Here is an 11,314-nt window from a genome sequence, read left to right as displayed (position 1 = left end):
GTGCTTGTGTGGACATCGTCCCGGAGATCGTCGTGCCAGGATGTGTGAAAGCAAATACATCCGTTTGCAATTCTTCTGGTGCCCGACCGGCACTCCTCGTGGAAGGCCACACCTTGGCACACCCCCGTTCCCACTCCCTCGTCCTCTCCGGGGGCGTCCTCGCCCTCCTGCTGCTCACCGGGTGCGGGACGAACGCGCCCGCCGCGCCGCCCCAGTCCACGCAGAGCTCGACCGCGAGCTCCACCCCGCCCGAGCACGCGGCGTCGGCGGCTCCGGCCACGGACGCCACCACCCAGCAGGTGGCGGAGGCGACCACGACGGATACGACCGGTTCGGACGGTGTGGGCGTCGCGGGCCCCACGTCGGAGGAATCGGCGTCCTCGGAGCCCGGACGAGAGAGCACGCCCGACACCGGTGCCACCACCGGCGGGTCGACGTCGGCGGCTGACGCGGGTGAGGACGGCGGCCACCGGTCCACGTCCGTCTCGCAGGACAGCGCCGTGCGCAAGGCGCAGGACTACCTCGCGATCAGCGGCTTCTCCCGCTCGGGGCTGATCCATCAGCTCGAGTACGAGGGTTTCACCACCCAGGAGGCGACCGCCGCGGTGGACCAGCTCAGCACCGACTACGACGAGCAGGCCGCGAAGAAGGCCGACGACTACCTCTCGGTCATGGCGTTCTCGCGTAGCGGTCTGATCGAGCAGCTCCAGTACGACGGCTTCACCCCGGAGCAGGCCGCCCACGGCGTGGACGCGGCCGCCCCGGACTACATGGCGCAGGCGGTGAAGAAGGGCAAGGAGTACCTGGACATCAGCGGCTTCTCGCGCCAGAGCCTGATCGAGCAGCTCACGTTCGACGGGTTCACGCCCGAGCAGGCCGAGCACGGCGCGGACGCGAACGGGCTGTGACCCCTCTGCATTGAGATGACAGGGCCCCGGCGTGCGCCGGGGCCCTGTCGGAGACATGAAAGAACCCCGCTCGACCAGTGGTCGAACGGGGTTCTTCTCTGTGCGCGAGGGGGGACTTGAACCCCCACCCTCTAATACGAGGACTAGCACCTCAAGCTAGCGCGTCTGCCTATTCCGCCACCCGCGCAGGTGTCCGAACCGTGAACTTCTTCCGGAGAAGAACCTCGTGGGCCCGTGGCAACGACAGAAAATTTACCACAGTTGTCCGGGCGGTTCGAACCGATCCGTCTCAGGGGCCGGAAGCACCGCTGCACCCGGCGCCTCCCCCCGGGAGGTGCCCACCACAGACGGCGACGACGCCGCACGCCGGTTCGCGTGCGGCGTCGTCGCCGTCTCGGAAAGAAGGGGCAACGCCCCGGAGTGCTACTTGCCGGCCTGCGCCAGGAAGTCCTCCGCGCCGCCCACGAGCTCCACGTGGCCGGTGGGCACGTCCGCCGTGACCATCTTCGCGATCTCGTGCGCGAACTCGTTGACCGTGTAGAGCTTGCCGGCGGCCTCCCGCCGCTCGTCCAGCGCACCGGGGCGCGCACGGTTGAGCAGCGTGGCGGTGACGGTGCCCTCGATCATGTCCGCGGAGACCACGACCAGGCTCACGCCCTTCGCCTCGAGCTCGGGCACGCGAGCGGTGAGGGTGTCCTCCCCCGCACGCTTGGAGCGGGCGACGGCGTCGTACTCGGGCATGGTCGCGACGTCGTTGATGAAGTGCGCCTGGTGGCTCGTCACGAACACCACGCGCCCGCCCTCGGGCAGCAGCTCGAGCGCGTCGGTGAGGGTGTCGTTCTGGGCGTCCCGGTTGAGCTTGAGCGCATAGTCCTCGCCGAGGTCCGTCTCCATGCCGCCGGAGGCGTTGAGGACCAGCACGTCCACGCCGCCGAACGCGTCCTTCGCGGCCGTGAAGAGACCGCGGCGGGACTCGGGATCGGTGATGTCAGCCTGCACGGCCACGGCCTTGCCGCCGGCCTCCGTGATCTCCTTGACCACCTTGTTGGCGCGCGGCGCCTTCTGGCGGTAGTTGATCACCACGTTGGCGCCCTCGCCGGCGAGGATCTTGGCGGTGTCCGCGCCCACGCCGCGCGAGGATCCGGTGATGACGACCGTCTTGCCTGCCACTGAGCTCATGCGTTGTCTCCTTCGAGGGGAACTTCTCGGGTCCGGGAGGGGCGTCAGTGCCCCACGCCCAGCCCGCCGTCTACGGGGATGATAGCGCCGGAGATGTAGGCGGCGTCCTCCGAGGCCAGGTACTTCACCGCGGAGGCGACCTCCGCGGTGCGCCCGAAGCGGTTCGCGGGAATCATGGAGCGGTAGTTCTCCTTGACCTCCTCCGGCAGCTCCTCGGTCATGGCGGTGTCGATGTAGCCCGGTGCGACCACGTTCGCGGTGATCCCGCGGGAGCCGAGCTCGCGGGTGATGGCGCGCGCCATGCCGATCAGACCGGCCTTCGAGGAGGCGTAGTTCACCTGGCCGGGGGCGCCGGTGTAGCCCACCACGGAGGAGATGAACACGATGCGCCCGCGCTTCAGGCGCATGAACCCCTTGGTCGCGCGCTGCACCACGCGGAACGCGCCGGTGAGGTTGGTGTCCACGACGTCCTGGAAGTCCGCCTCCGACATGCGCACGAGGAGCGAGTCCTTGGTGACGCCGGCGTTGGCCACGAGCACCTCCACGGGGCCGAACTCGGACTCGATCTGCTTGAACGCGGCGTCCACCGAGGCGGAGTCGGTGACGTCCGCGCGCACGGTGTGGGCGCCCTCGGGCCCGTCGTCACCCGAGCGGGACGTGACGACCACGGTGTCCCCCGCGGCCACGAACGCCTCGGCGATGGCGCGGCCGATGCCGCGGTTGCCTCCCGTGACGAGGACGGTGCGGGGGGACGAGGACTGCTCGGTCATAGGGGAAGCCTTCCGTGGGCGGGTGGTCGCGGCAGATCCGGCCGCGGCCGTGGATCTGGACTCCCAGCATCCTAACCGCCGCCCCACCTGCGGCGCTCTCCCAGGTAGCGGTCAGTTGGGGCCGCCGCGCAACGGTGAGACAATGGGCACCGCGCTCCCGGCCGGTCCGGGGCCCGGGGCAGCCCCCGCGGACGATGTCTCCGAAGGACGTTCACCATCACTCGATCCCACGCTCAGCCGAACGGTTCCACCGAGGTGCACTCGATCACCTCGGCGGCGGATTCCCACACCTCGGACATGAGCCAGCGGATGAAGGTCTACTCGATCCAGATGGGTCTGCGCGTGGTGTGCATCATCGCCATGGTGCTCGTCGACAACCTGGTGGCCCGCATCCTGCTGCTGCTCGGGGCGGCGCTGCTGCCGTGGTTCGCGGTGCTGCTGGCCAACAAGGGGGCGGACCGCTCCCAGCGCGCGGGCTCTGCGTACACCCCGCCGCAGCGCACCGAGCTGCCGACCGCGGCGGAAGCGCAGGAGCACGAGCCGGACCCGGAGGCCGTGGTGGTGGACGGCGAGTACACGGTCCACCGCCCGCCCCGGGAGCTGCCCCGCCCGCCGCACACGGCCACGCGCCGCAACTGAGCACGCCCACGACCCCGCACGGACAACCGCACGACCAGCCCCGCACCGCGACCCCGGGAGGACACGCACACGGTGGAACTCGATCTCCTCGGCTCTCTCGACCCGCAACGCCCCGCGGGCTCTCCCACCCCCTCGCGCTCGGAGGAGGACGTCGCGCCGCGCGCCGTGTGCTCGCGCCGCGGCTGCCGGGCTCCCGCGCGCTGGACGCTGCTGTGGAACAACCCGCGCGTGCACACCCCCGAGCGCCGCAAGGCGTGGCTCGCGTGCGACGCGCACCGTGAGCACCTCGCGGACTTCCTGGGTCAGCGCGGCTTCCTGAAGAGCGTGGAGCCGTTCGACGACGGCGCCGCGGTACCCGGGGCCGCAGGGCCCGGCACCCGGGAGGGCAGCGGCGTCGGCCCCGGAGGCGCGAGCAGCCACGGCGCAGCCGGTCGGGGACTCGGCAACCAGGGAAGCGGCGACGACGCCGAGAACCACGACGGGGAGCACGACAAGTGATGCGCAAGTACAAGTTCCTGGGCACGCCCGCGTGGATCGGGTGGTTCGTGCTCACCTGCGTGGCGGCCGTGCTGTGCGTCTACCTGGCGCAGTGGCAGATGTCCCGCAACGACCACCTGGTGGCCGAGAACGCCAAGATCACGGGCAACTACGACGCCGCCCCCTACGACGCCGCGACGGGTCTGTCCCTGTTCCAGCACTACGACGACGCCAAGACGTGGCACCCCGTGCAGCTGCGCGGCACGTACCTGGCAGACGAGACCGTGGTGGTGCGTAACCGACCGCACGACGGCCGCGTGGGCTACGACGTGCTGGTGCCGTTGCGCACCGACCAGGGCACCGTGGTCGCGGTGGACCGCGGCTGGATCCCCACGGACGACTCCGCCAACGGCATGCCCTCGACCGTTCCCCCCGCCCCCCCCGGGACGGTGGACGTCACGGTGCGGCTGCGCCCCTCGCAGGGTCCGCTGGACCGGGGTGCCCCGGAGGGCCAGGTCGCGTCGATCGACCTTCCGGACCTCACCTCCCGCTGGGGGGCGCAGCTGGCCACGGGCGGCTACGGCGAGCTCGTCGCCGAGGACCCCGCCGCGGCCGTGACCCCGCAGGCCGCCGAGCGTCCCGAGGTCTCCTACGGGCCGCACCTGTCCTACTCGCTGCAGTGGTACGCGTTCGCCGTGCTCGTGTTCGTGGCCTACGGCTACTCCGCGCGCCAGCACGTGAAGAACGTGGAGTGGGACCGCGCCTACGCCGCGGAGGTCGAGCGGCGGCTGGCCCGCTACTACGACGCCGAGGGCAACTACATCGGGGACGTGGACGAGTCCCTCGTGATCCGCCAGCTGCAGATGGCCGACGACATGCCGGCGCACCTGAAGTCCCTGTACCGCCCCAAGCGCACGCGGGCCCGCTCCGGCACGAGCGACGAGCACGAGGAGGACGCACTGCTCGACGCCCTGGAGGAGCGCGGCCGCGGCTGACGCACGGCGCAGCCCAGGACGCGTGACCCACGACGACGCCGCGGGGCCGCGTCCCCGGGGCCCCGCGGCGTCGTCCTCCCGCTCGGCGCAGGCCGGTGGCCCGTCTGAACCACCCGTTCGACAAACGAATCCGTGACGAAGGAGTCGCCGTGAAGATCACCGCAGCCGTGCTGGACGAGAGCGGGCTGTCCCGCCCGTACGCCGAGTCCCGCCCACTGTCCGTGCAGGAGCTGGAGCTGGACGATCCCGGCCCCGGTGAGCTGCTGATCCGGATCCGGGCCGCGGGGGTGTGCCACTCGGACCTCTCGGTGGTGGACGGCAACCGGCCGCGCCCCCTGCCCATGGTGCTCGGCCACGAGGCGTCGGGAATCGTGGAGAAGGTGGGCGAGGGTGTCACGGACGTGGCCGTGGGAGACCAGGTGACCACTGTGTTCCTGCCCCGCTGCGAGCAGTGCGAGAACTGCGCGACGGACGGCAAGCTGCCGTGCTCACCCGGGACGGAGACCAACAACGCCGGTCTGCTGCCGGGCTCGGCGCTGCGGCTGCACCGCGCGGGGCAGGACGTCCACCACCACGTGGGGGTCTCCGGCTTCGCATCCCACGCCGTGGTCAGCCGTGAGTCCGTGGTGCCCGTGGGCGCGGACGTTCCGGCGGAGATCGCCGCCGTGGTGGGCTGCGCCGTGCTCACGGGAGGCGGCGCGGTCCTCAACGCCGGGCGGCCGCGCGAGGGCGACACCGTGATGGTCGTGGGTCTCGGGGGCGTGGGCATGGCCGCGCTGCTCACGGCGCTGTCCCTGGAGAAGGGGCCGGTGATCGGCGTGGACGCGAATCCCGAGAAGCTCGCACGCGCCACGGAGCTGGGGGCCTCGGCCGTCCACTCCCCCGAGGAGCTGGCGGACAACGGCGTGCGGGCGGCCGTGGTGGTCGAGGCCGCCGGGCATCCCCGGGCCTTCGAGACCGCGGTCGCGGCGACGGCCCCGGGCGGCACGACCGTGACGGTGGGTCTGCCCTCCCCCGACGCCCGGTCCACGATCGCCCCGCTCGGTGTCACCGCCGAGGCGCGCACCATCGTGGGCTCCTACCTGGGCTCCGCGGTTCCTTCGCGCGACATCCCGGTCTACCTGGACCTGTGGCGCGAGGGGAAGCTTCCCGTCGAGGAGCTGATCTCCGAGCGGGTGGCCCTGTCCCAGATCAACGAGAGCTTCGACCGGCTCGCGGACGGGCAGGCCGTGCGGCAGGTCATCCTGTTCGAGGACTGACGCACCACGCCTGGGCCCCACCGTCTGGCCCACAACGGCTGACGCACGACGACGCCGCGGCGCTCCGAAAACGGGGCCCCGCGGCGGCGTCGTGGTGGTCGGGTGTCAGGCCAGGCTGATGAGGTCCTGGTACTCCTGGCTCCACAGGTCCTCGACGCCGTCCGGAAGCATCACCACGCGCTCCGGCTCGAGTGCCTCGACGGCGCCCTCGTCGTGGGAGACCAGGACCACCGCGCCCTCATAGTTGTGCAGCGCGTTGAGGATCTCGCGGCGCGAGGCCGGGTCCAGGTTGTTGGTGGGCTCGTCGAGCAGCAGCACGTTCGCCGACGACGCCACGAGGGTTGCCAGGGCCAGTCGCGTCTTCTCGCCGCCGGAGAGCACCCCGGCGGGCTTGTCGACGTCGTCGCCCTGGAACAGGAACGAGCCGAGCAGCGTGCGCACCTGGGTGTCCGGGAGGTCCGGGGCGGCGCTCTTCATGTTCTCGAGCACGGTGCGCTCGGTGTCCAGGGTGTCGTGCTCCTGCGCGAAGTAGCCCAGCTTGAGCCCGTGGCCCGGGATCACCTCCCCGGTGTCCGGCTCGGACTGGCCCGCGAGCATGCGCAGCAGCGTGGTCTTGCCGGCGCCGTTGAGACCGAGCACCACCACGCGGGAGCCGCGGTCGATCGCAAGGTCCACGTCCGTGAAGATCTCCAGGGAGCCGTAGGACTTGGACAGGCCCTGGGCCGTCAGCGGGGTCTTGCCGCAGTCCGCGGGCTTGGGGAAGCGGATCGCGGCGACCTTGTCCTGCACGCGCTCGCCCTCGATGCCGGCCATGAGGCGTTCGGCCCGGCGGATCATCTGCTGGGCGGCGGAGGCCTTGGTGGCCTTGGCGCGCATCTTGTTGGCCTGGTCCATGAGGACACCGGCCTTCTTCTCCGCGTTCGCGCGCTCCCGCTTGCGCCGGGCCTGGTCCTGCTCGCGCTGCTGCAGGTAGTTCTTCCAGGTCATGTTGTAGACGTCCACCACGCAGCGGTTGGCGTCCAGGTAGAGCACCTTGTTCGCGACCATCTCCATGAGCTCCACGTCGTGGGAGATCATCAGCAGACCGCCCTGGAAGCCCCGCAGGAACTCGCGCAGCCACACGATCGAGTCGTGGTCCAGGTGGTTGGTGGGCTCGTCCAGGAGCATGGTGTCCGCGTCCGAGAAGAGGATCCGGGCGAGCTCCACCCGGCGGCGCTGACCACCGGAGAGGGTGTGCAGCGGCTGCTCCAGCACGCGCGCGGGAAGGTTCAGATTGTTGGTGATCGTGGCAGCCTCGGACTCCGCCGCGTAGCCGCCCCCGGCCAGGAACTCGGACTCCAGACGGTCGTAGCGGCGCATGGCCTTGGCACGGACGGCGTCGTCCTCCGAGGCCATCTCCTCCTCGGTGCGGCGCAGCTTGGAGATCACCCCCGCCAGGTTGCGGGCGGAGAGGATGCGGTCCCGGGCCAGCTGGTCCATGTCGTCCACCTTGGGGTCCTGCGGCAGGTAGCCGATGGACCCGGAGCGGGTCACCTCACCGGCCGCCGGCAGCGTGAGCCCCGCGAGCACCTTGGTCATGGTGGTCTTCCCGGCACCGTTGCGGCCCACCAGGCCCACCTTGTCGCCCTTGTCCACCCGGAAGTTCACCTCGTCCATGAGCAGGCGTGCTCCGGCGCGCAGTTCGAGGTTCGTGACGGTGATCAACGGTGCAAGGCCTTTCGTGGGCGGTGTCGCTCGGGGGTGCCGCCGGGAGGAACGAGGTCGCGGGCCGGTGCCGTCCGTGACGCGGTCACGGCGTCCGGCCCTCCCGGGGCAGACAGAAACCCCGTGGATCCGGGGCACACGCCCAGTCTACCCGGGCCCGCAAATCCGGGCCGCGGCGTCGTCGTCCCACCTCCGGAAGCGGGCGGAGGCCGCCAACTAGACTGCCTTCCATGACTTCTCCCGCGCCGGAAACCCGCGCCGTGACCTCCTTCGACCTCGCCAACATCGCCGTGTTCGCGGCCCTCACGTGCGTGCTCGCGCTCGCACCCGCGATCCCCGTGGGTGCGATCGGGGTGCCCATCACGCTGCAGACCCTCGCGGTGTTCCTGACCGGCATGGTGCTCGGCGGCCGGCGCGCGTTCCTCGCGCTGCTGCTCTACGTGGTCGTGGGCCTGCTGGGCGTGCCCGTCTTCGCGGGCTTCGTGGGCGGCCCCGCGGTGCTGGCGGGCCCGTCCGCCGGCTACCTGGTCTCCTTCCCGTTCGCGGCCGCCCTGGTGGGCGCGCTGGCGCACCGCAGCGTGCGGGGCGAGCGCGTACGACGTCGCGACGGTGCGGCTTTCGGGGCCACCTCCGCGGCACCTGAGCGGCGCGGCGGTCTCACGCTGAAGCTGATCGGCGCCGGCCTCGCCGGTCTCGTGCTCTCCCACGTGGTGGGCATCGTGGGCATGATGGTCAACGCCGGGCTCGCACCGGGTGCCGCCGTGGTCACGGACCTCGCGTTCATCCCCGGGGACCTGGTCAAGGTCGTGGTGGCCGCGCTGATCGCCGTGGCCGTGCACCGCGCGTTCCCCCGCATGGCGGGCGCGGTCCTCTGAGTGGCGGACGCACCACCTGACGAGCTCCGCGCGTCCCTGTACTGCGCGGACGTGACCGTCACCATGGACGGCCCCCACGGTCCCGTGACCGTCCTGGACCGGGTCTCGTGCGAGTTCACCGCCCGGCGCACCGCCGTGGTGGGCCTCAACGGGTCCGGGAAGTCCACGTTCCTGCGGCTGTTCAACGCCCTGGTCACCCCGGTCTCAGGGGTGGTCCGCACCGGCAGCGTGGACCCGGTGGCGTTCCCCCGGGACGCGCGCCGCCAGGTGGGTTTCGTCTTCACGGACCCCGCCTCGCAGATCCTCATGCCCACCCCGCTCGAGGACATCGAGCTCTCCCTGCGCCGCGGCGTGAAGGACCGGGTGGAGCGCACCGAACGGGCCATGGCCTGGCTGCGGCGCATGGGACTCGAAGCCCGCGCCCACCACAGCGTGTTCGACCTCTCCGGCGGTGAGCGTCAGCTCGTCGCGCTCGCCGCCGTGCTCGCCGTGGAGCCGCGCGTGCTCGTGCTCGACGAGCCCACCACCCTCCTGGACCTGCGCAACCGGCTGCGGCTGCGCGAGCTGCTCGACTCCCTCCCCCAGCAGCAGCTCGTCAGCACCCACGACCTCGACCTCGCCGCCACGGCGGAGCACGTGGCGGTCGTGCACGACTCCCGCATCATCGACCAGGGCCCGCCCGAGCGGATGCTCCCGCTGTACCGCGCGTGGTGTGCGAGCGGATTCCCCGGGGAGGCGGGCGCGTGACGGGCGGCGCGGCGGCGTCGTCACCGGGCAGCACGCTCGAGCCGGGCGCGGCCCGCGCCCCGGGCCGACGCCGGGGTGGCGGCCGCTCCCGCGGCGACGACCTGCTCGGCACCTACGTCCCTGGCACCTCCCCGCTGCACCGCAGCCCGCTCTGGCTGAAGGCGGCCCTCGTGCTCGGCGCGTGCCTGGGCGTGATGATCGCCCGCGACTGGCGAGTCTCCCTGGCAACCCTCGCGCTCACGTTCGTGCTGTCTGCCGCGTGCGGGCTCGGAGTGCGGCGCTGGGCCCGCTCGCTGCGTCCCCTCGCGCTGCTGGTGGCGATCCTCGCGGTCTACCACGTCGTCGCCAACGGCCCGGCCCGCGCGGCGGACGTCGTCCTGTCCCTGCTCGCGGTCGTCACCCTCACGCGCCTGCTGCTCACCACCACGCCCCTGCCCCAGCTCGTCGACGGGCTCGTGCGGCTGTGCTCCCCTCTGCGCCTCATCGGTGTGGACCCCGAGCGCATCGGCCTGGCCGTCTCCCTCATGATCCGCTCGGTCCCCTGGCTCTTCGGCGTCCTCTCCAGCCTGCGCGACGCCGCGACCGCCCGCACGGTGCGCACCGACCCGGTCCGCCTGGTCACCCCCGCGGTCATCGCGACCGTGGACTACGCCCACCGCACCGGGGAGGCGCTCGCCGCTCGCGGGCTCGAGTAGGTCATGCCGGGCATTCCTGCCCCGGGAACCGTCCTCGTCACGCTCCTGTCTGGTGACGACGACGCCGCCCTCCCGCTCCAGTGGGCCGCCGGGTCCGTTCCCCCTCACCGCGCCACGCGCCGCACGGTGTCCCGCGCCACGCCCGGAGCGTCCGCTGGCCCTATGCTTCCCCCATGAGCTTCAACGACAACTCCCAGCTGAATGCCGGACGCGTGAGCTCCGGAGGCGGTGGCGGCCGCGGGATCGCCGTGGGCGGCGGACTGGGCGGTGTGGTGCTGCTGCTGATCGCGGGACTGTTCTTCGGCCAGGACGGTATCGACGCCCTGACCGGCGGCTCGGAGCAGGACACCGCCGCCACGCAGCAGGTGGACTCCGGGCTGGCGCAGCGCTGCCGCACCGGCGAGGACGCGAACTCGGACACCTCGTGCCGCATGGTCGCCACGGTGCAGTCCCTGGACCAGTTCTGGGGCTCGTACTTCCCGCAGGCCACGGGCAAGAAGTACACCCAGCCGGAGGTCGTGCTCTTCAACGGCTCGGTCAGCACGTCCAGCGGCACGGCGTCCTCGGCCACCGGCCCGTTCTACTGCCCGCCGGACTCCACGGTCTACCTGGACACCGGGTTCTTCGACCAGCTGCGCACCCAGTTCGGCGCGGACGCGGACGCCCTGGCCCAGGAGTACGTCATGGCGCACGAGGTGGGCCACCACGTGCAGGACCTGCAGGGCACCCTGGGACGGGCCCAGCAGGACCCGCACGGCGCGACGTCCGGTGCCGTGCGCACCGAGCTGCAGGCCGACTGCTACGCGGGCATGTGGGCGCACCACGCGTCCGAGCCCGGCGGTCAGGTGCAGCTGCAGCCCATCACGCGCGCCCAGCTCTCGGACGCGATTGAGGCGGCCGGGGCCATCGGCGACGACCGCATCCAGGAGGCCGCCCGGGGCCGCGCGAATCCGGAGTCCTTCACCCACGGGACGTCCGCGCAGCGCCAGGCGTGGTTCCTCACCGGCTACCAGACCGGGGAGCTCAAGGCCTGCGACACGTTCTCCGCCTCAAACCTGAACCACCC

The 11,314-nt window shown here is 71.8% G+C and carries 12 protein-coding genes and 1 tRNA gene; 9 read left to right on the top strand and 4 right to left on the bottom strand.

Annotated elements, in window-relative coordinates:
* Window positions 1-113 precede the first annotated feature (113 nt).
* A complete protein-coding gene (locus tag KVA01_RS08430; protein ID WP_233438816.1) occupies window positions 114-908 on the top strand; it encodes an Ltp family lipoprotein in 795 nt (264 codons plus the stop codon).
* A gap of 101 nt (window positions 909-1,009) precedes the next feature.
* Here KVA01_RS08430 and KVA01_RS08425 read toward each other — a convergent pair.
* The 3 genes from KVA01_RS08425 to KVA01_RS08415 all read right to left on the bottom strand — a co-directional run bounded on the left by KVA01_RS08425 (window position 1,010) and on the right by KVA01_RS08415 (window position 2,857).
* A tRNA-Leu gene (locus KVA01_RS08425) sits at window positions 1,010-1,095 on the bottom strand.
* Between the two features lie 236 nt (window positions 1,096-1,331).
* Window positions 1,332-2,087, bottom strand: coding sequence for an SDR family oxidoreductase (locus KVA01_RS08420; RefSeq protein WP_068470968.1), 756 nt, complete (start codon window positions 2,085-2,087; stop codon window positions 1,332-1,334).
* 44 nt (window positions 2,088-2,131) lie between these two features.
* On the bottom strand, window positions 2,132-2,857 hold the full coding sequence (locus tag KVA01_RS08415; protein ID WP_068470966.1) for a beta-ketoacyl-ACP reductase: 726 nt from the start codon (window positions 2,855-2,857) through the stop codon (window positions 2,132-2,134).
* Window positions 2,858-3,112: 255 nt separating this feature from the next.
* Between KVA01_RS08415 and KVA01_RS08410 the strand changes: the two genes are divergently transcribed.
* The 4 genes from KVA01_RS08410 (at window position 3,113) to KVA01_RS08395 (ending at window position 6,227) form a co-directional block, all read left to right on the top strand.
* Window positions 3,113-3,496 (top strand): DUF3099 domain-containing protein, encoded by a 384-nt coding sequence (locus KVA01_RS08410; RefSeq protein WP_267899942.1) that lies wholly within the window; start codon window positions 3,113-3,115, stop codon window positions 3,494-3,496.
* Between the two features lie 72 nt (window positions 3,497-3,568).
* Window positions 3,569-3,994 (top strand): hypothetical protein, encoded by a 426-nt coding sequence (locus KVA01_RS12965; RefSeq protein ID WP_068467128.1) that lies wholly within the window; start codon window positions 3,569-3,571, stop codon window positions 3,992-3,994.
* The gene (locus KVA01_RS08400) at window positions 3,994-4,968 is read left to right on the top strand and encodes an SURF1 family cytochrome oxidase biogenesis protein (protein ID WP_141269748.1); all 975 of its coding nucleotides are present in this window, start codon (window positions 3,994-3,996) and stop codon (window positions 4,966-4,968) included. The genes KVA01_RS12965 and KVA01_RS08400 overlap by 1 nt, the downstream gene beginning before the upstream one ends.
* A 149-nt stretch (window positions 4,969-5,117) precedes the next feature.
* Window positions 5,118-6,227, top strand: coding sequence for an alcohol dehydrogenase catalytic domain-containing protein (locus KVA01_RS08395; RefSeq protein WP_068467130.1), 1,110 nt, complete (start codon window positions 5,118-5,120; stop codon window positions 6,225-6,227).
* A 105-nt stretch (window positions 6,228-6,332) separates the two neighbouring features.
* Here the strand turns inward: KVA01_RS08395 and KVA01_RS08390 are convergent, their stop codons facing one another.
* Window positions 6,333-7,931: an ABC-F family ATP-binding cassette domain-containing protein gene (locus tag KVA01_RS08390; protein WP_068467132.1), complete on the bottom strand. Its 1,599-nt coding sequence runs from the start codon at window positions 7,929-7,931 to the stop codon at window positions 6,333-6,335.
* A gap of 230 nt (window positions 7,932-8,161) precedes the next feature.
* On the opposite strand from KVA01_RS08390, the gene KVA01_RS08385 reads away from it, so the two are divergent.
* The 4 genes from KVA01_RS08385 to ypfJ all read left to right on the top strand — a co-directional run.
* Window positions 8,162-8,806: a biotin transporter BioY gene (locus KVA01_RS08385; RefSeq protein WP_141269746.1), complete on the top strand. Its 645-nt coding sequence runs from the start codon at window positions 8,162-8,164 to the stop codon at window positions 8,804-8,806.
* A gap of 63 nt (window positions 8,807-8,869) precedes the next feature.
* Window positions 8,870-9,553 (top strand): energy-coupling factor ABC transporter ATP-binding protein, encoded by a 684-nt coding sequence (locus KVA01_RS08380; protein ID WP_141269816.1) that lies wholly within the window; start codon window positions 8,870-8,872, stop codon window positions 9,551-9,553.
* Window positions 9,550-10,248, top strand: coding sequence for an energy-coupling factor transporter transmembrane component T family protein (locus tag KVA01_RS08375; RefSeq protein ID WP_141269744.1), 699 nt, complete (start codon window positions 9,550-9,552; stop codon window positions 10,246-10,248). Before KVA01_RS08380 ends, KVA01_RS08375 begins: the two co-directional genes overlap by 4 nt.
* 173 nt (window positions 10,249-10,421) lie before the next feature.
* Window positions 10,422-11,314: KPN_02809 family neutral zinc metallopeptidase (gene ypfJ / locus KVA01_RS08370; protein WP_141269742.1), on the top strand; the 893-nt coding region annotated here is incomplete at its 3' end.

Origin of the sequence: Kocuria varians (assembly GCF_006539885.1) — a bacterium.
GTDB lineage: Bacteria > Actinomycetota > Actinomycetes > Actinomycetales > Micrococcaceae > Kocuria > Kocuria varians.
This window is presented reverse-complemented; position numbering and strand designations above follow the sequence as displayed.

Excerpts from the sequence above, each read along its gene's own strand:
- KVA01_RS08420 (WP_068470968.1), bottom strand. The coding sequence starts at position 2,087 with ATGAGCTCAGTGGCAGGCAAGACGGTCGTCATCACCGGATCCTCGCGC.
- KVA01_RS08380 (WP_141269816.1), top strand. The coding sequence starts at position 8,870 with ATGGACGGCCCCCACGGTCCCGTGACCGTCCTGGACCGGGTCTCGTGC.
- KVA01_RS08400 (WP_141269748.1), top strand. The coding sequence starts at position 3,994 with ATGCGCAAGTACAAGTTCCTGGGCACGCCCGCGTGGATCGGGTGGTTC.
- KVA01_RS08385 (WP_141269746.1), top strand. The coding sequence starts at position 8,162 with ATGACTTCTCCCGCGCCGGAAACCCGCGCCGTGACCTCCTTCGACCTC.
- KVA01_RS08415 (WP_068470966.1), bottom strand. The coding sequence starts at position 2,857 with ATGACCGAGCAGTCCTCGTCCCCCCGCACCGTCCTCGTCACGGGAGGC.